Below are 26,535 nucleotides of genomic sequence, written 5' to 3'. Positions count from 1 at the left end.
GAGTTAGGCGTTATGGCACTGGGTTCTCTCCTCCCCGAGCTCGTCGAGGGACCGGGACGCTCGCCGCTTATCGAGCTGGTGGCCAAGTGGGCCGCGGAAAAGCCGGACGCGCCCGCGTTCACCTTCGTGGACTACTCGGCGAACCCCAAGGGCCTCAAGATCACGATCGACTGGGCGGAGACGTACCGGCGGGCACGGGCCATGGCGGTCAGGCTCCGGCAGACCGCCGAGCCCGGCGATCGGGTGGCGCTGTTGCTGCCGCAGAGCCTCGAGTACATGATGACCATGCTCGGCGCGATGTACTCCCACGTCATCGCCGTACCGCTGTTCTCGCCGGACCTGCCGGGCCACGCCGACCGGCTCATCCGGGCGTACGCGGACGCCGCGCCCACGGTGATCGTCACCGTCGAGAGCGCGCTGCCGTACGTACAGAAGTTCCTGGACGACCACGACGTGCCGCAGCCCAAGGAGGTCGTCCTCGCCGAGTCGGTCGACCCCGCGCTGGCCGACGACTGGGTGGCGGAGCCGATCGACCTGGACGAGGTCGCGTACCTGCAGTACACCTCGGGCTCCACCCGGGCGCCGGCCGGAGTGGAGATCACTCACGGCAACGTCAACGCCAACGCCCGGCAGCTGTGGGGCGGCTTCACCGGCACGCCCGGCCGCTCGATGCTGGTGAGCTGGCTGCCGCTCTTCCATGACATGGGGCTCATCGCGGCGATGGCGCTGCCGCTGGTGTACGGCAACCACGCGGTCTACACGGCGCCGCTGTCGTTCGTGATGAACCCGCTGCGCTGGCTACAGCTGATCTCCGAGTACGAGGACGTGTACACCGCCGCGCCCAACTTCGCCTACGAGTACGTCGCCGAGCGGGCCACCGAGGCCAACAAGGCCGGGCTCGACCTGAGCAGGCTGCGCGGCTGCCTCAACGGTGCCGAGCCGGTCCGGCCCGCCACGCTCAAGAACTTCTACGAGGCCTTCGCCTCGGTCGGGCTGAGCGAGCACACCCAGGGCCCCGGCTACGGGCTGGCCGAGGCGACGGTCTTCGTCACCGCGGACTGCCACGACGTCCCGCCGACGATCCTGTCGGTCGACCGCGAGGCGCTCATGCGGGGCACCCTGGAGGTGGTCGGCGCGGACTCGGAGCGGTCCAACGAGCTGGTCGGCTGCGGCGCCCCGGTGGGCCAGTTCGTCGCGATCGTCGACCCGGAGACCTGCCGCGAGCAGCCCGACGACCAGGTCGGCGAGATCTGGGTGCACGGCCCGAACGTCGCCCCCGGCTACTGGAAGAACTCCGAGCGCAGCCAGGATGTCTTCGGCGGGACGCTGACCGACCCCGCGGACGGGCTGCCCGAGGGCCCCTGGATGCGCACCGGCGACTTCGGCGTGATCCACGAGGGTGCGCTGTTCGTCACCGGCCGGATCAAGGACCTGATCATCGTCGACGGGCGCAACCACTACCCGCAGGACCTCGAGGTCACCGCCCAGGAGGCGCACCCGGCGATCCGGCCCGACCACGTGGCGGCCTTCCCGGTCCCGGGCGGCGAGACCGAGCACCTCGTGATCGTCGCGGAGCGTAACCGGCGGGTCCCGCTGGCGCAGCTCGATCTCGCCGAGGTGGAGGAAAGGGTGCGGGCGGCGGTCAACCTGGAGCACGAGATGCGCGTCCATGACTTTGTACTGATCGAACCCGGAGGGATCTCCAAGACGTCCAGCGGCAAGATCGCACGGGCCGCCACCCGCCAGCGCCATCTCGCCGGGGAGCTCCCGACGACGGGGGCCCGGCTGTCGGCACGGAAGTAGAGCACGGCTTCACCAGCACGGCTTCACCAGCACGGCTTCATCGGCACGGCTTCACCAGCACCGCTTCTCGGGAAGGGGGGACATTGTTCGCAGGTCTCGGGCGTCTCGTGCATCGACGACGCTGGACCTTCCTCGTCCTCATCATGGTGCTCACCGCCGGCTCGGCCGTCTGGGGCATCGGGGTGCTCAGCAAGTTCAAGCAGGGCGGCTTCGAGGACCCGCACGCCTCGTCCACCTTCGTGTCGAAGCTGTCGGTGACCTACTTCGGCAGCACCAACCCCGACGTCCTGGTGCTCTACACCAGCGATGACCGTACGGTCGACGACCCGGAGTACATGCGGGACGTGCTCACCACGGTCGCCCGGCTGCCCAAGAACAAGGTCGCCGAGGTCACCAGCTACTGGAACGCCCCGGGAGAGCTGACCTCGTTCGTCTCCCAGGACCGGCGGTCCACCTTCGTGGCGCTGCGCATGGCCGGTGACGACGTCGCCAAGATGCAGAACTACGTGGACCTCAAGCCACAGCTGACGGCTCCGGGCCTGCATCTGAAGGTCGCGGGCAACATCCCGCTCGGCCTGGAGTTCGGCGAACAGATGGTCAAGGACATCGTCACCGCCGAAGTCATCTCCATGCCGGTCCTGCTGATTCTCACGATCATCATCTTCGGCGCGGTCATCGCCGCCGGGCTGCCCCTGGTCGTGGGGATGTTCTCCGTCATCACCGGCCTCGCCGTGCTCCGGGTGATCACCATGGTCACGGACGTCACCAGCACGGCGCTGGAAGTGGTGACGATGATGGCCGTCGGGCTGGCCATCGACTACTCGCTGTTCATCGTGACGAGATTCCGCGAGGAGCTCGACAGCGGCCGGGACCGGGAGACGGCGCTGGCCAACACCATGGCCACGGCCGGCCGCACGATCGTCTTCTCCGGTGTCACGGTCACCACCGCGCTGGCCGGCCTGCTGCTCTTCCCGCAGATGTTCCTGCGCTCCATCGGGCTGGCGGGCATGGCGACGGTCATGGTGGCGGTCGTCGGCGCGACCTTCGTACTGCCGACGATGCTGGCCGTCCTGGGCCACCGGATCGAGTGGCTGCGGGTGCCCTGGCGGAGGCCCGGACGGCGCGGCAAGAAGACCGACAGCGGCTTCTGGTTCCGGCTGGGGCACAGCGTCATGCGCCGCCCGTTGCCCTACTTCGTCATCGTCCTCACGATCCTCGGTGTGCTGTTCCAGCCGTTCCTGCACGTGCAGTTCGGCAGCATCGACACCCGGGTGCTGCCCAAGACCAGCGAGACCCGGCAGGTGGTCGAGGAGGTCAAGCGCGACTTCCCGGACGGCAACCTGGAACCGATCGACGTCGTCGTCTGGGGCGACATCATCCCCAAGCGGTGGAAACCGTCCAAGACCAGCGACAACATCCCCGGCTACCTCCAGGACTTCCGGAAACGGCTGGCGGCCCTGCCGGACGTCAAGGACGCGAAGTTCAGCGGCTACTCCGGAGACTACGGGGCCGTCCGGATCTCGATCACGCACAAGCTGGACCCCATGGGTCCCCAGGCGCAGGACCTGGTCCGGACGATCCGGCAACTGGACATCCCACCGCAGCACGGCATGACCCTGCACATCGACGTGGGCGGCAGTACCGCCGCCCAGCTGGACCTCATGGCCAGCCTGATGCGGACCCTGCCGTGGATGGCCGCTTTCGTCGGGGTGATGACGTTCCTGCTGTTGTTCGCCGCGTTCGGCTCGATCGTCCTGCCGCTCAAGGCCATCGTGATGAACATGCTCTCCATCGGGGCGTCGTTCGGTGCGATCGTGTGGGGCTTCCAGGACGGTCACCTCGCCGACCTGCTCGACTTCACCCCGACCGGCTCCGTAGAGGCCACCAGCATGGTCTTCATCCTCGCCATGGTCTTCGGGCTGTCCATGGACTACGAGGTCTTCCTGCTCAGCCGGATCCGGGAGGAGTGGGACCGCACCCACGACAACCGGGCGGCCGTGGCGGTCGGGATGCAGAAGACCGGTGGCATCATCACCAGCGCCGCCGTACTGTTCCTGGTCGTCATCGCGGCGTTCTCGCTGGCCGGTCTCACCATCATGAAGCTGATCGGCGTCGGCCTGTTCGTGGCGGTGCTGGTGGACGCGTCGCTGGTGCGGTCGCTGCTGGTGCCCGCCACCATGCGCTTCCTCGGTGCGGCCAACTGGTGGCTGCCCGGACCGCTGGCCAGCCTGCACAGCCACATGGACCTGCGTGAGGTCGACGAGATCCCGGACGAACCCGTCCGCGCCGCCGTCCCCGCTTCCGCTCCCGCTCCCGCTCCCGCCAGGGCGCGGCACCGTGCCCCCCGGGTCCCTGACGACCGCGTCCGTGACGACCGCGTCCGTGACGACCGCGTCCGTGACGACCGCGTCCGTGACGACCGCGTCCGTGACGACCGCGTCCGTGACGACCGGGTCCGTGACGACCGGCTCGTCGTGGTCGGTTCACCGGACACCGGTTACCGCTGGGCCACCGAGCCCAACGGTCGTTCTTCCCCGCCACCCGCCCCCGGGCCGCCGTCGTATGCGGAGCCCCGGGATTCCGCACCACCCGCCGCCCGGCCCCGAGCCGGCCGGCACGCATCCCCGCCATCATCCCCGCCCCCCGGCCCTCAACCCCGTAGCCCTCAACCCCCCAGGCAACCTGCCGCACAGCACCACCCCCCCAGGCAGCAAGCCACGCATCAACCCCCCACGCATCAATATGACAACGGGACTGGCGCTCCCGGCCATGCACGCGAAATCATTCCCAACCCGGACGGACCCGGGTGGCACTGGAAGACAGCGGAGGACGACCATGCCAAGTAGCTCTCGCGGACGGCGCCTGAGGCGGACGGGGGCGATCGTTTCGGCAGCGGCACTCACCGCGGGCCTGGCTCCCGTCGGCACCGCGCAAGCCGCGGTGACCTTCAAGGCGGCCGACGACGGTGCCAAGATCACGAGTTACAAGTGGGCCGGCAAGACCCAGTTCGACTTCACCATCAAGTCGCCGGCCCTCGGTGGCGCCTCGCAGAAGGTGCGGGTGCTGGTGCCGAAGACCTGGAGCTTCACGGCCAAGCGCACCTGGCCGACGCTCTACGCCTACCACGGTGGCCGGGACGGGTACGTGTCCTGGACCCGCAGCACCGACATCGAGAGCTACGCGGCCAAGTACGACGTGATGGTCGTCATGCCCGAGGGCTCCAACGGGTCGTACACCGACTGGTGGAACGGGGGACGGGGCGGCAGCCCCAAGTGGGAGACCTTCCACACCCAGGAGGTCCGCCAGCTGATGGAGCGCAACTACCACTCGGGCGGCATTCGGGCGGCGATGGGCAACTCCTCGGGCGGTGGCGGGGCCATCACCTACGCCGCACGGCACCCCGGCCTGTTCAAGTACGCCGCCTCCTTCAGCGGTGTGCTGTCGATGCGCTCGCCCGGCATCCCGGCACTGCTGATGTACACCAACATCAGCACCTCCACGATCAACCCCTTCGACATCTGGGGCGTCCCCGGGCTGGACGACGCCAACTGGGCGGCGCACGACCCGTACGCCCTCGCCGCCAAGCTCAAGGGCACCAAGCTCTTCTTCTCCTCGGGCACCACCGGCCAGCCGGGTCCCGGCGACGATCCCAACCTGGCGCCGTGGGACATCGGCCTGCTGAGCGAGAAGGCCGTCGGCCAGACCGCCATCGAGTTCCGCAACCGGCTGAACCAGCTGAACATCCCCTACAAGGCCGACATCTACGGCAACGGCCGGCACGCCTGGCCTGCCTGGATCCGTGAGTTCCACGCCCAGTGGACGAGCATCATGGCGGCCCTCGGCGCGAAGAAGTTCTGACCACCGCCACCCACCACCCGGGTTCGGAGTCGGGGCCGGAGTAGGAGCAGGAGTCAGAGTCGGCCGGAGTCATCGCATGACGATCCGGGCCGGGCAGGACATCTGCCCGGCCCGGTACGTCATGTTCACGCCAGGCCGGCCCGGAGCCCGGAGCCCTAGCCGGGGCCGGGCCGTAGCCAGGGTGGTGGCCGGGTCACAGCGTGGCGAGGATGTCGCAGGCCGCCCCGACGCCGTCCTCGGCGGACAGCCGTTCACCGAGCCGGGTGGCGGCGGCCCGCATGCGCTCGGAGCCCGTCGTCCGCTCGAGCGCGGCCGACAGGCGGCCGGCGGTGAGCCCCTTGACCGGGAGGGGCCCGGGTCCCGCGCCCAGCGCGGCCACCCGCTCACCCCAGTACGGCTGGTCGCCGAAGAACGGGCAGACGATCGTGGGCACCCCGGCGCGCAGTCCCGCGGCCGTGGTGCCGGCGCCGCCGTGATGGACCACGGCGGCCATCCGGGGGAACAGCCAGGCATGCGGTACGTCGTTGACGACCAGGACGTCGTCGTCCTGCGGCGCGTGCGCGGGATCCCCGGCGAGGACACCGCGGAGGCCGGCCCGGCGCAGCGCCGCGCGTACGACCGCGTCGGTGCGGGCGGGATCGGCGGGCACCATGCTGCCGAAGCCGACGTAGACCGGTGGCGGGCCGGCGGCCAGGAAGTCGGCGAGGTCGCGCGGCGGGCTCCAGTCCGGAGCCGCGTCGACGAACCAGTAGCCGGTCGTGTGGACGTACGAGGGCCAGTCCGCGGGCCGGGGCACCACGGCATCGCTGAAGCAGCACAGCACCGGCCGCCGGTCACGGCGGACCCGGTGCATCGGACCGCGCAGCGGCAGCTTCGCCAGGCCGAGTGACCGCTGCCGCCAGGGGTTGATGAAGGGGCGCAGGAGCTGCCAGGCCACCTGGTCGACCGCCTGGAAGCTCAGCCGGTTGCCGGCCTGCCCCAGCAGCCGTCCCTGCGGGAGCAGCGGATGCGGGAACGCCCCGGTCGGCTGGCTCGGCTGAAAGTGGATCAACGCCCGGGGGATGTCCAGGTGCTCGCCGACGTGCTCGCCGAAGAAGCCGATGGTCGGCGCCAGCAGGAGATCGGCGTCCTGGCTGGCGGCCAGGGCCTCGGCCAGCAGCCGGTGCGCCATCGGCCCGATGACGCGCTTGAAGTTGCGGATGAACCTGACCGGGTCGCGCCCGCCGGCCAGCCACTCCTGGCCCTCCGCCGAGCTGAGGATCTCGGTGGGGTCGGCGGTCAGCGCGGCGAACTCCATCCCGGCCGCGGTCACCATGGGCTCGTAGCGGGCGCTGGCGACCAGCCGCACCTTGTCGCCGCGCGCGGTGAGCCCCTGCCCGAGGGCCACGCACGGCTGGATGTCGCCGCGTGAACCGGCCGCGATGATCACGATCAGCCGGCTCATCGTCTGCCTCCGGACGTGGAACGGCCACCGCCGCTCGGGCCGGGAACCTGACCGCGCCGGGCCCTGGTGTGCCTGAACGGATCGTACGGATCGGGCTCGTACGGCTCGGGCTCATACGGTCCAGGCTCGTACGGTCCGGCCTCGTAGGGCTGGGGCTCGTACGGCTGGGCCTCGGCGGGCCGGGGTTCGGCCTGCCGGGGCGGTTGCGAGAGCGGCCGGAGCGGCTGCCGTGGTTGCTGCTGCGGGGACGTCCGCGGCTGTTGCTGGCGCTGTGGCGGGGCCGGCGGCGGTGGCGGCCACGGCGGCGGCTGAGATCCGCCGGCCCGGTGCCCGGCGGCGACCGGCTCGGGACGGTACGCGGGGACGGTGCCGCCCGGGGCGGTGGAGGGCCGCCGGGTGGTCCGCCTGCGGTGCCGTGCGGCCTTCTCCCGGGCCGGCATGGTCATCGCCGCGATCAACCCGCCGACCAGCACCATGGCCGCGCCGATGGGCAGCCCCACCGCGGCCCCCTGCCGGAAGGCCTCGCCGTCCGCCACACCGGTGTGCCTGGCGGAGTTCTGGATGGACAGGATGAAGGCTCCGAGCACGGCGATGCCCAGGCCGCCGGACATCTCCCGGCCCACGTTGAGGATGCCGCTGGCCACGCCCGACCGCTCCTCGGGCACCGACTTGAGCACGTACATCGCCAGGGGCATGCCCATCGCGGAACCGGCGCCGAGGATCAGGACCCCGGGCAGGAGGTCCACCACGGTGTCGCCCTGGTGCAGGGAGCTGAACAGGAACATGCCGACGGCGATCATCACCATCCCGCCGCCGATGGTGAGCCGGGGCCCGATCTTCCCGGCGACCCAGAACGACAGCGGGGTCAGCATGCCGATGGTGATGGCGGGCGGGAGCAGGACCAGGGCCTTCTGGGTGTCGCTGAAGCCCAGCACCTTCTCCATGAACGTGGTGCCGAAGTACATCACCCCGTTGAACCCGAGCCCCATGAGCACCTGGGAGATGAGCGCGCCGCTGAAGACCTTGTTCCGGAAGAACGACGTGTCGAAGATCGGGTCGGGAGCCCACCGCTCGACCATGGCCACCGACAGCAGCGCGATGGCGGCCAGCACGAAGACGCTGAGGACGGCGGGATCGGTCCAGCCCAGCCGGGGCCCCTCGGTCAGGGCGTAGGTGAGGGTGAACAGCGTGGTGGCGGAGGTGAGCACGCCGGGCAGGTCGACGCGCGGGGCGGCGGCGTCGTGCGCGCCGCTGAGCACGACCAGGGCGATCAGGATGACCAGCACGCCGGGGGCCACGTTGACGAAGAAGATGCCCTGCCAGCCCCACACGCTGTTGATGATCGCGCCGATGGTGGGCCCGAGCGCCGCGGCGGCGGCGGACGTTCCCACCCAGACGATCATGCCCAGGGACTTCTGCTTGTCGGTGCGGCTCACCGTGACGGCGACCATCGTGGCGGGCAGCGCCAGCGCCGCGCCCGCGCCCTGCAGCAGCCGGGCGGCGGTGAGCAGCCCGATGTCGTCCGAGAATCCGGCCATCAGGGAGGACGCGGTGAAGATCGACATGCCGATGGTGAAGATGATGCGCTGCCCGTAGACATCGACCAGCCGGCCGCCGGGAATCATCAGGCAGGAGAAGATCAGAATGTAGCCGGTGACGACCCACTCGAGCGTCGACTCGGTGGTATGCAGGTCGAGCTGAATGGCCTCCTTGACAATGATCACCACGGTGTTGTCCATGGTGATCATGAAGGCGCTGATGGCCACCACGACCAGCGTGAGGCCGAACCGTTCGTGTTTCGTCCGGCTCATGGCGTGCGGGCCCCACGGCACACGGGCAGTGAGAGGCGCACCGCCAGCTTCACGAAGTCCCCTCCTCACCCGGACGCACAGCCTAACCGGTAGCATCCTGCGCAAACCTCAGAGTTCTGCGCATCAGCCCGCTGACGGTCCCATCAGGCCACAATCGGACGTACAGCGTCTTGTCATTGACGTGACAAGGAACTCCTGAGAAAAGTGGTTCCGATGCGCATCATGATGTACTCAAAATAGGACAAGGTGGGTCCTCCGCTTCGAACGATCCGATCCGGGGTTCATCGTTGGGGGAACCACACTCATGCAGTCGAATGATCGTTCCGGAGTTGCGCATGGCGAGTCGCCGGCGGTCACCGAAGATTCGGTCCGGCGTTACCTGATCGACCAGGTCGCGCGCCGCTCACGGATTAGCACCGAAGAGGTCGATCCCGACCGCCCACTCGAAGAATTCGGACTGGCCTCCCGTGACGCGGTGGCGATCGCCGGCGAACTGGAGCAGATGCTCGGCCGCGCACTGCCGGCCACGCTCGTCTGGGAGTACCCCACCATCAACCGGCTCGCCGTGGCCCTGGCGAGCGGCGACGACGCCGCCCCGGCCGCTCCCGCGCAGGCCACCGCCCCGCCCGCGTCCGCCGCCACCACGACCGACGAGCCCATCGCCGTGGTCGGTATCGGCTGCCGGTTCCCCGGCGGCGTCACCGGACCGGAGTCGTACTGGGACCTGCTCACCAGCGGCGGCGACGCCGTCCGGGAGGTCCCCGAGGGCCGCTGGGACGCCTTCAACGACGGCTCGCCCGAGGTCGCGGACCTGCTCGCCAAGACCACCAAGCTCGGCGGCTTCATCGAGGACATCGCCGGCTTCGACGCCCAGTTCTTCGGCATCACCCCGCGCGAGGCGTCCGTCATGGACCCCCAGCAGCGCTTCGTGCTCGAGGTGGCCTGGGAGGCCCTGGAGAACGCCGGCATCGCCCCCGCCACGCTGCGCGGCACCCGCACCGGCGTGTTCGTCGGTGTCTCCGCCCCCGAGTACGCCGCCTTCACCGCGTCCGACTTCGCCCGGCTGGAGGCGTTCACCGCGACCGGCGCGGCGCTGAGCATCATCGCCAACCGGCTGTCGTACCTGCTGGACCTGCGCGGGCCCAGCATGATCGTGGACACCGCCTGCTCGTCCTCGCTGGTCTCCACCCACCTCGCCGTGCAGGCCCTGCGCGGCGGTGAGGCGGACGTGGCGCTGGCGGGCGGCGTCAACCTGCTGCTCTCCCCGACCATCACGATGACCTTCGACCAGGCCGGGGGCACCGCCGCCGACGGCCGGTGCAAGGCCTTCGACGCCTCCGCCGACGGGATGGTCCGTGCCGAGGGGTGCGGCGTCATCGTGCTCAAGCGGCTGTCGGACGCCCGCCGGGACGGCGACCGCGTGCTCGCGCTCATCAAGGGCTCCGGGGTCAACTCCGACGGCCGGTCCAACGGCCTGGTCGCGCCCAACTCGGACGCGCAGAAGGCGCTGCTGCGCGACGTCTACGCCCGCGCGGGGATCGACACCCGCGAGGTGGACTACGTCGAGGCGCACGGCACCGGGACCTTCCTCGGCGACCCGATCGAGGCCAAGGCCATGGGCGAGGTGCTCGGCGCGGGCCGGGCGGAGGACCGGCCGCTGCTGATCGGATCGGCCAAGTCCAACCTGGGCCACATGGAGTCCGCCGCGGGCATCGCGGGCCTGATCAAGACGGTGCTGGCGCTGCATCACCAGACGCTGCCGCCGAGCATTCACTACCGGGAGCCCAACCCGCACATCCCCTTCGAGGATCTGCGGCTGGAGGTGGTGGCGGCCCGGACCCCGTGGCCGCGCCGCGATCACCCGGCCCGGGCCGGGGTGTCCGGCTTCGGGTTCGGCGGCACCAACGCCCATGTCGTCCTGGAGGGCGCCGGCCCGCAGACGGTGGTGCCCCGGCCCGCCTCGGCCCGCGCGTACAGCCTCTCCGACACCTCCGCCGAGCGGATCGTCGATCACGCGGCCGCGCTGGCGGCGTGGCTGGAGGATCACCAGGACGTCCCGCTGGCCGACGTCGCGCACACCCTGCACCGGCGCGACGGCCGGGGCCGGGCCCGTACGGCCGTCGTGGCGCGCGACCGCGCCGGGCTGCTGGACGGACTGAACGCGCTCGCCGCCGGACGGCCGCACCCCGCGGTCGTCGCCGGCAAGGCGCTGACCGCCGCCCCGGCCCGCCCGGTCTGGGTCTTCTCCGGGTACGGCGCGCAGCGCCCCGGGATGGCCCAGAAGCTGCTGGCCGAGGAGGCCGCGTTCGCCGAGGCCATCGACGACCTGGACGCGCTGTTCACCGAGGAGGCCGGCTTCTCCCTGTGGGATCTGCTGGAGGCCGGGGAGCAGCCGGACGGTCCCGCGCAGACCATGCCGGTGCTGTTCGGCATCCAGATCGGGCTGGCCAGGATGTGGGCGTCGTACGGCGTCACTCCGTCAGCGGTGATCGGTCACTCGATGGGCGAGGTCGCCGCCGCGGTGATCGCGGGCGCGCTGACCGTCGAGGACGGCGTCAAGGTCATCACCCGCCGGTCCCGGCTGCTGACGCGGCTCGTGGGCGGTGGCGCGATGGCCGTGCTCGGCCTGTCCGCCGCCGAGGTCGCCGAGCTGGCCGCGGACCTTTCCGAGGTGTACGCCGCCGTGCACTCCTCGCCCCGGCAGACCGTGGTCACCGGCAACGCCGACCAGGTCGCCTTGGTGGTCGCCCGCGCCGAGGAGCGGGGCGTGCTGGCCCGGATGGTCAAGGCCGAGGGCGCCGGGCACTCCCCGCAGGTCGACCCGCTGCTGCCGTTGCTCCGGGAGGAGCTGGCCGACCTCGGCGGCTCCCCGGGGACGCCGCTGGCGGAGGGCATCACGCTTTACACCACGGCTCTGGAGGACCCGCGCGCCCTCACGGGGAGCGCGACGCCGGACGCCGAGTACTGGGTGGCCAACCTGCGCAACCCGGTCCGCCTGACCGACGCGGTCTCCGCCGCCGCGGCGGACGGCCACCGCACGTTCGTCGAGATCAACGCCCATCCGATCCTGTCGCACGCGGTCGGCGAGACGCTGCACGACGTTCCCGGCACGCTGGTCGCCCACACGCTCAAGCGGGCGCCCAAGGGCCAGGAGACCGACGACACCCTCACCTTCCATGTCGCGCTCGCCACCCTCGCCGTCCACGGTCACCAGGTGAGCCCGCCCGCCGGTGGCAGGATCATCGATCTGCCGGCGGCGCCCTGGCGGCACGAGCGGCACTGGGTCGCCCCGCGCCCGGCCCCGCGGGCGGACGAACACCCGCTGCTCGGCGCGCACGTGGAGCTGCCGGGCGAGGACCGGCACGCCTGGCGGGCCGAGGTGGGCACCGCCGCACAGCCCTGGCTCGCCGGACGGCACGTGCACGGCACCACGCTGCTGCCCGCCGCGGCGCTGGCCGAGATGGCGCTGGCCGCCGGCACCGAGGCGCTCGGCGGCACCTCCACCTCGCCACTCCGCGTCAACGGCCTGTGCGTGGAGCGGCTGCTCCCGCTGGAGGAGCAGACCACCGTCACGACGACCCTCACCGTCGCCGACCGGCGAGTGGAGATCCACGCGCTGAACCCGGCCGGCACCTGGGCCCGGCTGGCCTACGCCGAGGTCGGTCCCGACTCCGGTCCCGCCTCGGTGGCGGGAACCGAGCCGGGGGTGGCGGTCGAGCCCGCGGTACGGGGCAGCAGGCACTACCGGCTGCACCCCGAGGTGTTCGACCGCTGTCTCGCCGTCCTGTGCGCGGAGGCCGACGCCCAGTCCGGAGCGGCACAGTCCGGGGGTGCGGCGGGTGACGGCACCGTGCTGCCCTCCTGGATCGGCGGGCTGCGGGTGCTCGGCCCGACGCACCGTGGCGGCCGGGTCCAGACCGAGATCGTGCAGGCCGAGCACGGCCCGGTCGGCACCGTACGCCTGCTCGGCAACGACGGCGAGGTCCTCGCCGAGGCCACCGGCGTCGTGCTGCGCGGAGTGCCGGCCACGGAGGTGCCCGTCCCGCTGACCGGCAAGCTCGTCGAGCCGGCCTGGCAGGAGACGCCGGCGCTGGAGACCCCGGAGGGCGGCGACCCGGGGACCCGCGTCGTGCTGGGTGACCTTGTGCTGGGTGACCTCGGCCTGGGTGCCGAGGTGCTGAGTGACGGTGTGCCGGGTGACGGCGTGCCGGGCGAGGGCGCCGCCGCCGTCGACTGGGACGACGTCGAGGCCTTCGTGCGCGCGATGGCGGCGCGGTCCCCGCGGCATGTCGTGCTGGCCCCGCCCGCCGATCTGGTGGACGAGCGGCTGGTGCTCGCGGTCACCGGTGCGGCTCGCGCACTGGCGTCCCCGCCCGCGGGCGAGCAGAGCGGCGGGCCGGCGGCCGAGACCCCGCCGCGGCTGTGGATCGTCACCCGCGGCGCGCTGGCCGTACGGGAGCGGGAGGGCGGTGACCCCCGCCGGGCCTTCGTCCGGGCCCTGGTCCGGGTCCTCGGCTTCGAGCACCCGGCACTGCGCGCCACCCTGGTCGACCTTCCGCCCGAGACCGGCGAGCCGCGTACCGGACCGGGCACGGCCGACCTGGCGACGGGCGGGCTGCTGCTCGCGGAGCTGGCCGCCGGCGCGGCCGACACCGAGGTGGCCTACCGCGACGGCGTACGCTACGTCGCCCGGCTCCAGGCCGCCGCACTGGGCGAGGGCAGGCCCAAGAAGATCGTGCGCCGTGGCGGCTCGTACATCATCACCGGTGGCTACGGCGGAATCGGCCTGGTCACCGCGCGGCTGCTGGCCGAGCGCGGCGCCGGGCGGATCGTGCTGTCCGGCCGGTCCGGGCCCCGGCCCGACGCGGAGAAGATCATCGCCAGGCTGCGGGAGAGCGGCGTGGACGTCGGGGTGGTCCTCGGCGACGTAGCCGAGCCCGGAGTCGCCGAACGGCTGGTCGCGGTGGCCCAGGAGGGCGGCGTCCGGCTGTGCGGCGTGGTGCACGGCGCGGCCGGCATGGACGACCGGCTGATCGCCGACCTGGGCGCCGAGGATCTGCACACCGTGTGGACCCCGAAGGTCGGCGGTGCGTGGCGGCTGCACGAGGCGACGCGAGGTCTGGATCTCGACTGGTGGCTGGTGCACTCGAGCGCCGCCGCCCTGCTGGGCTCGCCCGGCCAGGCGGCCTACGCCGCGGCCAACGCCGCGCTGGACGCCCTCGTCGACTGGCGCCGGGCGCAGGGACTGCCCGCGACGACCATCAACTGGGGCCCCTGGTCGCAGGTCGGCGGGGCCGCCGACCTCAGCGTCACCGTGCTCGCGCCGATCACACCGGACGAGGGCGCCGAGGCGCTGGAGGCGCTGCTCGCCCACGACCGGGCCGCGACCGGAGTCGTCCGCTTCGACGCGGTGACGGCGCTCAGCCTGTTCCCCGAGATCACCGGCATGCCGTACTTCACGGCGCTGGTCAGCGAGGCCGAGCAGCGGCAGGACGCCGAGGACGCCGGCTGGCCCGGGCCCGAGGCGCTCAAGGAGCTGGAACCCGCACTGGCCAGGCGCATGATCTCCGACCGGACGCGCTGGCGGATCGCCACCGTGCTGGGGTACGCCCCCGAGCAGCTGGATCCGGCCGTTCCGCTGACCGAGCTCGGTCTCGACTCGCTGGTTGCGGTGCGGATCAAGAGCGGTGTGGAGCACGATCTGGGGCTGACCGTGCCCCCGGCGATCCTGCTGCAGGGCGCCAGCGTCGGGTCCTTCGAGGCCTGGGCGGCCGGCGAGCTCGGGCTCGGCGACGCGCCGGTGCCGGCCCAGGTGACGGTGGCCGAGGACCCCTCCTACGTCATGCCCCGGGACGCCGCCGAGCGGCTGGCCGTACGGATCTTCGAGGAGGTCCTCGGGGTCTCCCGCGTCAGCGTCATCGCCGACTTCTTCGCCGAGCTGGGCGGCCACGACCACCAGGCCGACGAGGTCGTCCGGCATCTCACCGCCGAGCTGGGCTGCGAGCTCAACCGGTCCGAGCTGTTCGTCACGCCGACGGCCGAGCACGTCGCGGAGGTCATCCGCGGCGCGGAGGAGGAGGCGGCGCGGCAGACCGTGCGGCCGCTCCAGCCGCACGGAACGCGCCTGCCGTTCTTCTCGGCGCATCCGGCGGGCGGCACCACCGGCGTGTACCAGCAGCTGGCCTCGCTGCTCGGCCCCGACCAGCCCTTCTTCGGGCTGGAGCGGTTCGAGGACGCCCCCACCGTGGAGGAGCGGTGCGCCCGGTACGTCGAGCACCTGCGGCAGGCGCAGCCCGAAGGGCCGTTCCGGCTCGGCGGCTGGTCGTTCGGCGGCGTGCTGGCCTACGAGACCGCCCGCCAGCTGGTGGCCGCCGGCCGCGAGGTCGAGATGGTCGTGCTGTTCGACGCCGGGGTGCCCAGGCCGGTGGAGGACGAGGCCGACACGCTGGCCAGGCGGTTCTCCGCCTTCGTCGAGTACCTGAACACCACCTACGGGCTGAACCTCGTCCTGTCCTACGATGAGCTGGCCGGACTGTCGGAAGAGCAGCAGTTCGCGCTGGTCATGGAGCGCGCGGCGCCGCTGATCGAGATCCTTCCGCCGGCGGTGCTGCACCACCAGCTCACCTCGCACCAGGACACCAGATCCCTGGAGGCCTACCACCCACAGCCTTACGAGGGCCGGGTGGTCCTGTACCGCGCCCCCGACCCCACCCCCTGGGGGCTGGACGTCGGTGAACGCTACGCGCTCGACGAGACCAATGGTTTCGGGGAGCTCTGCTCGAATCTGGAGATCGTCTGGATCCCGCAGACGCATCACCTGAATCTGCTCGATCCCCCTGGTGTGGAGGCCATCGCCGCCCACCTGGGCGAACAGCTCGCTGGAGGCGCGCCAGTGGTCGACCCGTCACGTACCCCGGAGGTTATCGATGTCTGACCTGCTCGACGCCGTACGCGCAGGCGCTGACGCCGCTGAGTTGAGCGAGTGCGAACTGCCGTCCAGGTTCACGGCCGCGTACACGCTCAAGAACGAAGTGGGCATCTTCGAAGGCGAGACCGACAAGGACGTACGCAGGTCACTGCACGTCGGTGAGGTCGAGATGCCGGAGCTGGCACCCGACGAGTGCGTCGTCGCGGTCATGTCGGCGGCCATCAACTTCAACACCGTCTGGTCGGCCATCTTCGAGCCGGTTCCGACTTTCGCCTTCCTCGAGAAGTTCGGCCGCCAGGGCTGGAACGGCGCCCGGCACAACCTGCCGTACCACATCCTCGGCTCCGACGGCTCCGGCGTGGTCGTGCGCACCGGCGTCGGCGTCAAGCACTGGAAGGTCGGCGACAAGGTCGTCATCTCCCCGTCCTACGTGGACGAGGAGGACCACGCCTCCTACGACGACGGCATGATGACCGAGACCCAGCTGGCCTGGGGCTTCGAGACCAACTTCGGCTCCCTGGGCGAGTACTGCATCGTCAAGGCCAACCAGCTGATCAAGAAGCCCCGCCACCTGAGCTGGGAGGAGTCGGCCGCCAACACGCTGTGCGCCTCGACGGCGTACCGCATGCTGGTCGGCAAGCACGGCGCCCAGATGAAGCAGGGCGACGTCGTCCTGGTCTGGGGCGGCACCGGCGGCCTGGGCAGCTACGCCACCCAGCTGGTCCGGAACGGCGGCGGCATCCCCGTCGCGGTGGTCGGCTCGGAGGCCAAGGCCGACCTCGTCCGGGCCCAGGGCTGTGAGCACGTCATCAACCGCAAAGAGCTGGAGCTGGGCGAGCGGGGCTTCCGGCATCCGAAGGCCGGCCGGATCCTCGGCGAGGCCGTACGCCGGCTGGTCGGCGAGGACCCGCAGATCGTGTTCGAGTACCTCGGCGCCGAGACCTTCGGCGCCTCGGTCTACGTCGCCAAGCGCGGCGGAAAGATCGTGACCTGTGGTTCCAGCACCGGTTACAAGCACGAGTACGACAACCGCTTCCTGTGGATGCGGCTCAAGAGCATCGTCGGCTCGCACGGCTTCAACTACCACGAGGCCGTGGAGACCAACCGGCTGATCAGCCTCGGCATGATCCACCCGACGCTCTCCAAGGTCTTCCCGCTCACCGAGGCGGCCGAGGCCACCCGCGCGGTGCAGACCAACCAGCACATCGGCAAGGTCGCGGTGCTGTGCGGTGCCCTGAAGGAGAACGAGGGCATCGACGACTACGCCATGCGCGAGCGCATCGGCGAGGACAAGATCAACCTTTACCGCCACTGATCGCCCGCTGTTCCTCGGCGGGCTCCTGCGGGGGCCCGCCGAGGTCGGTCATGAACCTGCGGTTCAGGGCGACCCTCAGCCGGTTCACGGGACCGCGGTTCGCCGGCGCCTGGATGCCGTCCAGCTCCGGGCGGGCCAGCACGACCGCGGGCGACGGGCGGGCATCGGTGATCGGTGCCAGCTCCTCCGCGGTGAGGGGCCGCTCGACCTCGATGTACTCCCCGTCCGGCATCCGCTTGATGATCCCGGTCTCCAGGCCGTGCGAGACCAGGCTGCGGTCCCGTCCCTGCAGGCCCAGGCACATCCGGTACGTCACCATGTAGGCGGCCACCGGCGCGAGGAAGACGGCGAACCGGAAGAACCACGTCGTCCAGAACAGCGGGATGGAGAAGCGTGTGGCCAGGACGTCGTTGCCGCCCGCCGCCCACAGCACGCCGTAGAAGGCGATGCCCGCCGCGCCGATGGCGGTGCGCACCGGCACGTCCCGCGGCCGGTCCAGCAGGTGGTGCACCTCGTGGTCGCCGGTCACCCAGCGTTCCAGGAACGGGTAGAGGGCCAGCCCGGTGAACAGGAGACCGGGCACCACCAGAGCGGGGATGATCACGCTCATCGCCAGCGTGTGGCCCCACAGGTTGACCTCCCAGGCGGGCATGATGCGCAGCGCGCCCTCCATGAAGCCCATGTACCAGTCCGGCTGCGAACCCGCGGTGATGTCCTCCGGGCGGTACGGCCCGAACAGCCAGATCGGGTTGATCTGGAAGAACGTGGCCAGCAGCGCGGTGACGGCGAAGACCCAGAGGAAGAACGCGGTCGTCTTGGCGACGAAGACGGGGAAGAACGGGTAGCCGCGGACGGTCCGGTTGGTGCTGCGCTTGCCGGGGAACTGCGTGTGCGTCTGCATCCAGGTGAGCACGACGCCGTGCAGCGGGATCAGGGCCAGCAGGATGCCCGGGATGAGCAGGACGTGGATGGTGAACAGGCGGGGGATCAGCGCGTCGCCCGGGAAACCGCCCGCGCCGAACAGGAAGTACATGAGATAGCTGCCGACGACCGGAAGCGAGAGGATCACCCCGTAGAGGATCCGCAGGCCCGCCCCGGACAGCAGGTCGTCCGGGAGCGAGTAGCCGAACAGGCCGTTGAGCAGCACCAGGGTGAACAGCGCCACGCCGATCAGCCAGTTGAGCTCGCGTGGCTTGCGGAAGGCCCCGGTGAAGAAGTTGCGCAGCATGTGGATGACGATCGCCGCCAGGAAGATGACGGTCGCCCAGTGGTGCATCTGCCGCATCAGCAGCCCGCCGCGGACGTCCATGCTGATGTGCAGCGTCGAGGCGTAGGCCTCGCTCATCCGCTCACCCCGCAGCGGCACGTATGACCCGTTGTAGACCACCTCGCCCATGCTCGGCCGGAAGAACAACGTCAGGAAGATCCCGGTCAGCAAGATGATCAAGAACGAGTACAGGGCGATCTCACCGAGCAGGAAGCTCCAGTGGTCGGGGAAGGCCTTCTTCATGGCCTTGCCGAGGAACTTCCCGGGTCCGAAGCGGTCGTCGATCGCCCTGGCTGACTTCGCACCGCGGCCGGCCGGTGCCTTGGGGGGAGCGGCCATCGGGACCTCCAGATCGCCCGTCACCAATTCGCATCTACCCACCAAGACGGATTGGATATCCCATTTCGTGACATGCCGCCGCGGCCGAAGCTGGCCTTGATCCGACCTACACTGGCGACCTGGCCACCGACAGGTCATGATTTTTCCCGTAGTAGTTGCGCAAGTAACCACATCTCCTATTGCCGTGTGCGTTACTGGTGAGGTCGTGACCGGCTGGAGGTAGCTGCGTGGCTGGAGAAACCGGTCCATCCGCCCCGTCTCGTCAGCCCTGGGCGGACATCCCCCAGGAGGTGGCGGAGATGATCCGGCCCCACCTCGACGAGGTGGCGGATGACATGATCCAGGAGATCCAGGCGCGGGTCCGGGAGTACTCACGCCCGGGCGACGGACCGTACTCGGCGACGCTGCGGCTCGCCGTCGAGCGCGTCCTCCAGTACTTCGTGGACCGGATCGGCTCCCCCGACACGCCGGCCGAGTCCGTCACCGACTTCTTCCGCGCGATCGGCCGCGGCGAGGCCGGGGAGGGGCGCAGCCTCGACGCGATGCAGGCGGCCACCCGGGTCGGTGGCCTGATCGCCTGGCGGCACATCTCCGAGGGGGCCGTGGAGCTGGACATCGCCTCCAAGGTGGTGGCGACCCTCGGCGAGGCCATGCTCACGTTCCAGGACGAGCTCGCCGCGGCGGCCGCCGAAGGTCACGCGCAGGCGCAGTCCGCCGCCGCCGGGGAGATGCAGCGCCGCCGCCGGCGGCTGCTCGACCTGCTGCTCAGCACGCCGCCCTCCAGCATGGACGCCATCGCCGATCTGGCCGCCGCCGCGCACTGGCCGCTGCCGCGCACGGTCGCCGCGGTCGCGCTGGGCGGCAACCACCAGGACGCCCGGCTGCCCGCAATGCCCCCCGACATCCTCGCCGACCTCACCCGGCGCCAGCCGTCGCTGATCATCCCCGATCCCGACGGGCCCGGCCGGGCCAAGCTCATCGACCGCGCGCTGGCCGACTGTGTCGCCGCCGTCGGGCCCACGGTGCCGCTCAACGAGGCGTCCCGCTCGATGCAGTGGGCCCGCCAGACGCTCGCCCTCAGCCAGCGGGGGATCATCGAGGAGACGGGCGTGGTGCGGTGCGTCGAGCACATCTCCACGTTAATCGTCTTCCAGGACGAGGACCTGCTGGAGTCGCTGGCCGTGCTGCGGCTGGCGCCGCTGGCGCATCTGCGGCCCAGCCAGCAGGACCGGCTGGCGGAGACGCTGCTGGCCTGGCTGCAGGCCGGCCGCAACGCCAATGAGGTCGCCATGCGCCTGCACGTCCACCCGCAGACCGTGCGCTACCGGCTGCGCCAGCTCGAGGACCTGTTCGGAGACCAGTTGCTGGATCCCGACCTGCGGTTCGACCTGGAGATCGTGCTGCGGGCCCGGCGGCTGCTCATGGCGCACGGTGAGCGCCTCGCCGTGGAGGTCACCGGCGCCGGCAAGACGGCGGGCGAGGTCATCGCCTTCCGCGGCTAGCGCCTCCCGCATCCGGTCTTCCGCATCCGGTCTTCCGCATCCGGTCTTGCGCGGCCGGTCTTCCGCATCCGACCTTCCCCGGCCGGTCTTCCGTGAGCCGGCGCCCGCTCAGGGGCCGATGTCCCAGGTGTGCACGGGCTCGTTGGTGTGCATGCGCTCGATGTAGGCGTTGGTCATGAGCTGCAGGGCGGCGTGCCGGTCCAGGTCGAAGGACTCCTCGATGGCGTGCAGCGTCGCCATCTGCCAGGCGGCGCCGGTCTGGCCGGTGATGCAGCGCTGCTCGATGATGCCCAGCAACTGCTCGCGGCGGGCCCGGCCGACGCCCCACCGTTCGAGGCCCTCGTGGGCCATCGGCAGCAGCCGCCGCAGGACCAGTTCGGAGGCGGGCACCTCGCCGAGCCCCGGCCAGTACAGCGGAGCCTCGATGCCGTGCCGGGCGGCGCTGTGCAGGTTGTCCTCGGCGGCCTTGAACGGGAGCCGTGACCAGACAGGCCGGTCCTCCTCCGCGAGGTAGCGGACCAGCCCGTAGTAGAAGGCACCATTGGCGATCACGTCGGTGACCGTGGGCCCGGCCGGCAGCACCCGGTTCTCCACCCGCAGATGCGGCCTGCCGTCCACGACCGCGTACACCGGCCGGTTCCACCGGTAGACGGTGCCGTTGTGCAGGGTGAGCTCGTCCAGTTGCGGGATGCCCCCGCCGGCCAGGACGGCCTCCGGGTCCTCGTCCGCGCAGATGGGCAACAGCGCGGGGAAGAACTTGGTGTTCTCCTCGAACAGATCGAACACCGAGGTGATCCAGCGTTCGCCGAACCACACCCGGGGCCGTACGCCCTGTGACTTGAGCTCCTGCGGCCGGGTGTCGGTGGCCTGCTCGAACAGGGTGATGCGGGTCTCGTGCCAGAGCTCGTGCCCGAACAGGAACGGTGAGTTCGCGGCGACCGCCACCTCGGCGCCCGCGATGGCCTGCGCGGCGTTCCAGTACGGCCCGAATGCCTCCGGGCTCACCTGCAGGTGGAACTGCACACTCGTGCAGGCGGCCTCGGGGGTGATGCAGTCGGCAAAGGTGTCCAGCCGCTCCACTCCATCGATCGTGATGTGCAGATCCTCGCCCCGGGCCGCGAAGATCTGCTCGTTCAGCAGCTTGTACCGCTCATTGTGGGAGAGCGTGCCCAGATGGATGTTGGACTCCCGCAGCGTCGGCAGGATGCCGATCATGAGTAGCCGGCCGCCCACGCTCCGGGCGCCCTCCTCGGCCCTGTTGAGATTGGCGCGGATCTCCTGTTCGAGCTCGCCGCCGCTGCCCAGCACCCTCGGCGGCAGGTTGATCTCCAGATTGAACTGGCCCAGCTCGGTCTCCCAGGCCGGATCGGCGATGGCGTCCAGGACGTCGGCGTTGCGCATGAGGGGGTCGCCCTGGTCGTCGACCAGGTTGAGCTCTATCTCCAGCCCGATGTGCGGACGGTTGAACTCGAACTGCGACTCCTGGAGCATGCGCGCGAGCACGTCCAGACAGCGGTGCACTTTCTCCCGGTACGCTCGCCGATCGTCCCGGCTGACCGAGATCCGGGCGACATCCTTGCCCATACGTGGAGATCTCCCACCGATACGGGCGGTGAAACCACCTGCGGGTCGTGGATCCGTACAAGGCGCCCCATGGGCGGGGAGTGCGGCAGGCGGGGTGTTGAGGCCAAGACCAAGTCGGCGGCCAGGTCGGTGGCCAGGTCGGTGGGCAGGTCGGCGGGCGGGTCAGCGGGCGGGTCGGCGGCCGAGCAGGCCGGTGGTGGAACGGGTGGCCGAGCAGGTCAGTGCCGGAGCAGGAGGGAGATCGACAACACCAGGCCGGCCGCGACGACGAGGGCGGTGAGGCCGATGGCGAACCGGGGCGGCGGCAGCGGTTCGCCGGTGCGCAGGGCGCGTTGGCAGCTCCGCCAGTGCAGGTAGGAGAGCAGGCTCAGGGCGGTGCCCGCCATCACCGGGGCCACCGACATCGCCTGCCGGATCGGGGACGGCCCGATGCGCTCACCGAACTCGGCCAGTGCGATGCCCCCGGCGATCAGGGCCAGGGACGTACGTATCCAGGCAAGGAAGGTACGTTCGTTGGCAAGGGTGAACCGTGGATCCGGCTCGCGTGGCTGCTCCTCCATGATCTCATCGTCCCGTACGTTGTGGGGCGCTGGGGATCGGGGCACTACCTGGTCGGACATGATTCGGGGGGATCATCATGCGGCTGTCGCCCCGGTCGATCCGTGCCCGGGACACACTGATAGCCACTGTCGTCTCCGCCGTCCTGCTGACCATGCTGGCGGTCGGGGTGGACGTGGCGGTGCGCCGGTCCATCGTGAACACCATCTTCAACGACTCCCAGCGGGCCGCCACCAAGGTCGTCGCTGAGATCCGTAAGGACGCGCTGACCGATCCCGTTCCGGCCTACAACGGGATCCCGCTCATCCAGGTGTTCGACATGCGGAAACGGCTGGTGCACGCCTCCGCGGCCGGGGCCCGGGTACGGCCGCTCAGCGCCTACCAGCCCTCCCTCGACGAGCCCGTCAGGAATTTCGCCGCCTGTGACGCCGGACGCTGTCGTCTCTACACCGCGCGGCGGATGCTCAGCGCCCCGGTGGTGATCTACGCGGGGGTGGACGAGCCCTGGCTGCTGCACGGGCATCATCTGGAGTACCTGCTCGGAACGGCGGTGCTGCTCCTGGTGCTGTTGGCCGGGCTGTCCACGTGGTACATGGTGGGGCGTACGCTACGGCCGATCGAGGAGGTCCGGGCCCAGCTGGCGGAGATCAGCGGTACGGATCTGAGCCGCCGGGTGTCCGAGCCCTGCGGCATCGGTGAGATCGCGGAGCTCGCTCGTACCGCCAACCAGACCATCGAACGGCTGGAACGCTCGGTGGAACGGCAGCGCCGCTTCGCCTCCGACGCCTCCCATGAGCTGCGGTCTCCCATCGCGGGGCTGCGCACCGAGCTGGAATCGGCCTTGATGTACCCCGAGGACACCGACCTCGTGGGCACGCTCAGCGCCGCCCTGCGCGACACCGACCGGCTGGAGGCGATCATCACGGATCTGCTGCTGCTGGCCCGGCTGGGGACCGGTGGCCCGGTCGTGACCGAGGAGATCGACCTTGCCGAGATGGTCTCCGCCGAGCTGGAGATGCGCCCCTCGTCGGCGCCGATCGTCACCGACCTCTGCCCCGGAGTACGGGTGAAAGGTGTGCGCATTCAGCTCGTCCGGGTGCTGGACAACCTGCTGGACAACGCCGAGCGGCACGGGGACGGATCGATCGACGTCGCGGTCGCCGTGCACCGGGACCGGGCGATACTGATGATCACCGATCGGGGGAAGGGCATCGCGGTGCCGGATCGGGAGCGGGCGTTCGAGCGGTTCACCCGGCTGGACAGCGCCCGTGCCCGCGAGACCGGCGGGACCGGCCTCGGGCTGGCCATCGCCAGGGACATCGCGGTCGCGCACGGCGGCACGCTGCTGATCGAGGACAGCCCGCAGGGTGCCCGGCTGGTGCTGAGGCTGCCCCTTGCCGGGCGGGAGTGACCCCGCTGGCCGGAACCGGCCCGGAAACGCCGAAGGCGGCCGTCCACCCGCGGACGACCGCCTTCCGGAGATTCCTGCCTCAGGCCTTGACGGCCTGGATCTCGAGCTGGATCTCGATGGTGTCGCCCAGCAGCACCTTGTCGCCCTGCAGCGGGACGTTGAACTCGACGCCGTAGGCCTTGCGGCTGATCGACGTCGTGGCGGTGAAGCCGGCCCGGGTGCCGCCCCACGGGTCGGTGCCGACACCGTTGAACTCGACCTCGAGGGTCACCGGGAGGGTGACGTCCTTCACGGTCAGGGTGCCGTCGACGAGGTAGTCGCCGCCGTCGGCCCGTACGCCCGTCGTGTTGAACGTCAGCGCCGGGTACTTCTCGACGTCGAGGATCTCGGCCGACTTGATGTGCGCGTCGCGGTCGGGAGTGCGGGTGTCGACCGACGCGGTCTTGATCTCGGCGGTCGCGGTGGAGGAGGTGACGTCCTCGGCGACGACGACCGTGCCCGAGAACTCGGTGAACGTGCCGCGCACCTTGCTCATCAGGTGACGGATCTTGAAGGTGACCTCGGAGTGGGCCGGGTCGATGTTCCAGGTACCTGCGGTGATGCCCAGGTCGGAAGCAATGGTGCTCATGTGGTGTTCTCCTCCAGAGTGGCGGATCAGAGTGCCGAAATCCGCGGGCTCCGCCCACGGTTGAAGCTTCAAGCAATAAACCACACTCTAGTTGAAACTTCAAGTTAAGTCCAGCGGCCCTAGTCCAGAGGGTGGAACCCGGTGGATGGAGCCCGGTGGGTCGTACCGGGGTCAGCCGGCGCAGATATCGCGTGCCCAACGGTAGTCCGCCTTGCCCGCGGGGGACCGGCGTACCTCCGGCACGAGGTGGATCTCCCGGGGCACCTTGTAACCCGCCAGGCTCTTGCGGCAGTGCTCCCGCAGTTCGTCCAGGTCGAGTCGCGGTGTCTCGCCGGCCGCCGGGGAGGCCGTGTCCGGGTGCCGCTCGGGCGCCACGGAGACGACCGCGTTCACCCGGCTGCCCAGACGCTCGTCCGGTACTCCCACCACCAGGGCGTCGTAGACGGCCGGGTGCGATTTGAGCGCGGCCTCGACCTCCTCGACGAAGACCTTCTCCCCGCCGGTGTTGACCACCAGTGAGCCCCGGCCGAGCAGGACGAGATTGCCGTCCTCGTCGACGCGCGCCATGTCGCCCTGCAACGCCCAGCGGCGTCCCGCGTCGTCGGTCACGAAGGTCTTGGCGGTCTTGGCCTCGTCGTTCCAGTAGCCCAGCGGGATCCGCCCGGAGCGCGCGAAGACCCCCACCTCCCCGGAGCCGGGGGCCACCGGCCGGAGCGACTCGTCGAGGACGGCGACGTCGGGCCGGGTGAGGAACCTGGGCGCCCCGTCGGCCGCGGGCTCGATGCCCTGCCCGGCGGCCCCGGTCTCCGATCCGCCGACCGCGTCCAGGATCAGCAGCAACGAGGGGATCCGCCGCTGGAGGCGTTGTTTGACCGCGTGCGAGGTGATCGAACCGCCGGTCGCGATGGCGAACAGCGCGGACAGGTCGTACGTTTTCCCGTCGTCTCCGGCCTGGTCCAGGAGATCGGCGATCGGGCGGGCCATGGCATCGCCCACCAGCACCAGCACCTGCGCGGACTCCCTGGCCGCCAGTGCCAGCACTCCCTCCGCGGTGAACCGGGGCTCCGACCACAGCACCAGCGTGCCGCCCGAGGTGAGCGCCGCCCATGCCACCCACATGCCGGCGCCGTGCATGAGCGGGGCGGTCACCAAGATGGTCAGCCCGCCGGCGAGGGCGTTGGCGCCGACCTCCCCGGGGGTCGTCACCGGCTCGCCGATCATGTTGCCGCCGCCCATCGCCGCGAAGAAGATGTCCTCGCTGCGCCACATGACGCCCTTGGGCAGGCCGGTGGTGCCCCCGGTGTAGAGCAGGTAGAGGTCGTCGCCGGAACGCTCGGTGCCCGGGGCCACCAGGCCTTCCCGGGAGCCCGGCGCGTTCGCCAGTGCGGCCTCGTAGGGGACGGCCCCCGGCGTCTCCTCGCCGGATCCGTCCTCGAGTACGACCACGTGCCGGAGGCCGGTCAGCTCCGAGCGGGCGGGGCCGAGCCGGGCGATCAGGGAGCGCTCGCCGACGAGGGCGGCGCTCCCAGAATCCGCGATCACGTGGGCCAGCTCGCCGGCGGTGTAGCGGTAGTTGACGTTCACCGGGACGGCGCGCAGCTTGAAGGCGCCGATCTGTGCCTCCAGCCATTCGGCCCGGTTGTGGGAGAGCAGTGCCACCCGGTCCCCGGGGCCGATCCCCGCCCGCGCCAGGTGGTGGGCCACCCGGTTGGACCGTTCGTCCAGCTCGCGATAGGTCGACCGGGTGCTCCCGGCGACCAGTGCGGGCCGGTCGGGCACCGCGTCGGCCACGATCTCGAACAGGTCGGCAAGGTTGAAGCTGGGCATGCGTCCTCCGGGCGGGGGTGGGCAGTAAGTGGTTACTTCCCCATTGCCGGAGACCGTCAAACCGAGCCCGGCCGACACCCGCGTGCTCCAGATCAGGGCCTCAGAGAAGGGCCTCAGATCAGGCCTCAGGCTGCAGGCCTCGGACCGCAGGCCTCGGACGCAGGCCTCGGACCGCAGGCCTCGGACCGCAGGCCTCGGACTGCAGGCCTCGGATCAGGCCTCAGGTTGCAGGCCTCAGACTGCACTTCGGACTGCAGGCC

Annotated in this window: 14 protein-coding genes; 7 read left to right on the top strand and 7 right to left on the bottom strand. The window is 70.8% G+C overall.

The genetic code is table 11. The annotated features are described in order from the left end of the window. The first annotated feature begins 12 nt into the window (after positions 1–12). The 3 genes from ACRYCC_RS33645 to ACRYCC_RS33635 all read left to right on the top strand — a co-directional run bounded on the left by ACRYCC_RS33645 (position 13) and on the right by ACRYCC_RS33635 (position 5,661). Entirely contained in the window at positions 13–1,803 is a 1,791-nt protein-coding gene (locus ACRYCC_RS33645) for a fatty acyl-AMP ligase (RefSeq protein WP_433817843.1), read from the top strand. A 107-nt stretch (positions 1,804–1,910) separates the two neighbouring features. Beyond that, complete coding sequence (locus tag ACRYCC_RS33640; protein ID WP_433817842.1) at positions 1,911–4,649, top strand: MMPL family transporter; 2,739 nt, start codon at positions 1,911–1,913, stop codon at positions 4,647–4,649. Further along, positions 4,639–5,661 carry an alpha/beta hydrolase gene (locus ACRYCC_RS33635; protein ID WP_433817840.1) on the top strand — a complete coding sequence of 341 codons (1,023 nt, stop codon included), beginning with the start codon at positions 4,639–4,641 and terminating at the stop codon, positions 5,659–5,661. The genes ACRYCC_RS33640 and ACRYCC_RS33635 overlap by 11 nt, the downstream gene beginning before the upstream one ends. Before the next feature lie 193 nt (positions 5,662–5,854). On the opposite strand, the gene ACRYCC_RS33630 is transcribed toward ACRYCC_RS33635, so the two are convergent. Beyond that, a complete protein-coding gene (locus ACRYCC_RS33630) occupies positions 5,855–7,105 on the bottom strand; it encodes a glycosyltransferase (RefSeq protein ID WP_433817838.1) in 1,251 nt (416 codons plus the stop codon). Beyond that, a complete protein-coding gene (locus ACRYCC_RS33625) occupies positions 7,102–8,916 on the bottom strand; it encodes an MFS transporter (RefSeq protein WP_433817837.1) in 1,815 nt (604 codons plus the stop codon). The genes ACRYCC_RS33630 and ACRYCC_RS33625 overlap by 4 nt, the downstream gene beginning before the upstream one ends. Before the next feature lie 304 nt (positions 8,917–9,220). Here ACRYCC_RS33625 and ACRYCC_RS33620 point away from each other — a divergent pair, with 304 nt between their 5' ends. Together ACRYCC_RS33620 and ccrA are read left to right on the top strand one after the other, a co-directional pair. Next, the gene (locus ACRYCC_RS33620) at positions 9,221–15,850 is read left to right on the top strand and encodes an SDR family NAD(P)-dependent oxidoreductase (RefSeq protein ID WP_433817835.1); all 6,630 of its coding nucleotides are present in this window, start codon (positions 9,221–9,223) and stop codon (positions 15,848–15,850) included. After that, complete coding sequence (gene ccrA, locus ACRYCC_RS33615; RefSeq protein WP_433817834.1) at positions 15,843–17,159, top strand: crotonyl-CoA carboxylase/reductase; 1,317 nt, start codon at positions 15,843–15,845, stop codon at positions 17,157–17,159. Before ACRYCC_RS33620 ends, ccrA begins: the two co-directional genes overlap by 8 nt. Here the strand turns inward: ccrA and qcrB are convergent. Beyond that, positions 17,140–18,765: a cytochrome bc1 complex cytochrome b subunit gene (gene qcrB, locus ACRYCC_RS33610; protein ID WP_433817833.1), complete on the bottom strand. Its 1,626-nt coding sequence runs from the start codon at positions 18,763–18,765 to the stop codon at positions 17,140–17,142. The two genes, ccrA and qcrB, sit on opposite strands and share 20 nt — an antisense overlap. Before the next feature lie 227 nt (positions 18,766–18,992). On the opposite strand from qcrB, the gene ACRYCC_RS33605 reads away from it, so the two are divergent. After that, the gene (locus ACRYCC_RS33605; RefSeq protein ID WP_490885256.1) at positions 18,993–20,267 is read left to right on the top strand and encodes a PucR family transcriptional regulator; all 1,275 of its coding nucleotides are present in this window, start codon (positions 18,993–18,995) and stop codon (positions 20,265–20,267) included. A 108-nt stretch (positions 20,268–20,375) separates the two neighbouring features. On the opposite strand, the gene ACRYCC_RS33600 is transcribed toward ACRYCC_RS33605, so the two are convergent. After that, positions 20,376–21,851, bottom strand: coding sequence for a glutamate-cysteine ligase family protein (locus ACRYCC_RS33600; RefSeq protein ID WP_433817831.1), 1,476 nt, complete (start codon positions 21,849–21,851; stop codon positions 20,376–20,378). Positions 21,852–22,069: 218 nt separating this feature from the next. Next, the gene (locus ACRYCC_RS33595) at positions 22,070–22,411 is read right to left on the bottom strand and encodes a YidH family protein (RefSeq protein ID WP_433817830.1); all 342 of its coding nucleotides are present in this window, start codon (positions 22,409–22,411) and stop codon (positions 22,070–22,072) included. Between the two features lie 77 nt (positions 22,412–22,488). Between ACRYCC_RS33595 and ACRYCC_RS33590 the strand changes: the two genes are divergently transcribed. Then, positions 22,489–23,820, top strand: a complete 1,332-nt coding sequence (locus tag ACRYCC_RS33590; protein WP_433817829.1) for a HAMP domain-containing sensor histidine kinase — start codon at positions 22,489–22,491, stop codon at positions 23,818–23,820. Positions 23,821–23,899: 79 nt separating this feature from the next. Here ACRYCC_RS33590 and ACRYCC_RS33585 read toward each other — a convergent pair whose 3' ends face one another. Both ACRYCC_RS33585 and ACRYCC_RS33580 read right to left on the bottom strand, forming a co-directional pair. Then, on the bottom strand, positions 23,900–24,448 hold the full coding sequence (locus ACRYCC_RS33585; protein WP_433817828.1) for a YceI family protein: 549 nt from the start codon (positions 24,446–24,448) through the stop codon (positions 23,900–23,902). A 171-nt stretch (positions 24,449–24,619) separates the two neighbouring features. After that, on the bottom strand, positions 24,620–26,275 hold the full coding sequence (locus tag ACRYCC_RS33580) for an acyl-CoA synthetase (RefSeq protein WP_433817827.1): 1,656 nt from the start codon (positions 26,273–26,275) through the stop codon (positions 24,620–24,622). Positions 26,276–26,535 lie beyond the last annotated feature (260 nt).

This window comes from Actinomadura scrupuli (assembly GCF_050971785.1).
GTDB classification, from domain to species: Bacteria; Actinomycetota; Actinomycetes; order Streptosporangiales; family Streptosporangiaceae; genus Actinomadura_E; species Actinomadura_E scrupuli.
This window is presented reverse-complemented; position numbering and strand designations above follow the sequence as displayed.

Coding starts and splice junctions, on each gene's coding strand:
- ACRYCC_RS33600 (WP_433817831.1), bottom strand. CDS start 21,851: ATGGGCAAGGATGTCGCCCGGATCTCGGTCAGCCGGGACGATCGGCGA.
- qcrB (WP_433817833.1), bottom strand. CDS start 18,765: ATGGCCGCTCCCCCCAAGGCACCGGCCGGCCGCGGTGCGAAGTCAGCC.
- ACRYCC_RS33580 (WP_433817827.1), bottom strand. CDS start 26,275: ATGCCCAGCTTCAACCTTGCCGACCTGTTCGAGATCGTGGCCGACGCG.
- ccrA (WP_433817834.1), top strand. CDS start 15,843: ATGTCTGACCTGCTCGACGCCGTACGCGCAGGCGCTGACGCCGCTGAG.
- ACRYCC_RS33630 (WP_433817838.1), bottom strand. CDS start 7,105: ATGAGCCGGCTGATCGTGATCATCGCGGCCGGTTCACGCGGCGACATC.
- ACRYCC_RS33585 (WP_433817828.1), bottom strand. CDS start 24,448: ATGAGCACCATTGCTTCCGACCTGGGCATCACCGCAGGTACCTGGAAC.
- ACRYCC_RS33625 (WP_433817837.1), bottom strand. CDS start 8,916: ATGAGCCGGACGAAACACGAACGGTTCGGCCTCACGCTGGTCGTGGTG.
- ACRYCC_RS33620 (WP_433817835.1), top strand. CDS start 9,221: ATGCAGTCGAATGATCGTTCCGGAGTTGCGCATGGCGAGTCGCCGGCG.
- ACRYCC_RS33635 (WP_433817840.1), top strand. CDS start 4,639: ATGCCAAGTAGCTCTCGCGGACGGCGCCTGAGGCGGACGGGGGCGATC.
- ACRYCC_RS33595 (WP_433817830.1), bottom strand. CDS start 22,411: ATGGAGGAGCAGCCACGCGAGCCGGATCCACGGTTCACCCTTGCCAAC.
- ACRYCC_RS33590 (WP_433817829.1), top strand. CDS start 22,489: ATGCGGCTGTCGCCCCGGTCGATCCGTGCCCGGGACACACTGATAGCC.
- ACRYCC_RS33645 (WP_433817843.1), top strand. CDS start 13: ATGGCACTGGGTTCTCTCCTCCCCGAGCTCGTCGAGGGACCGGGACGC.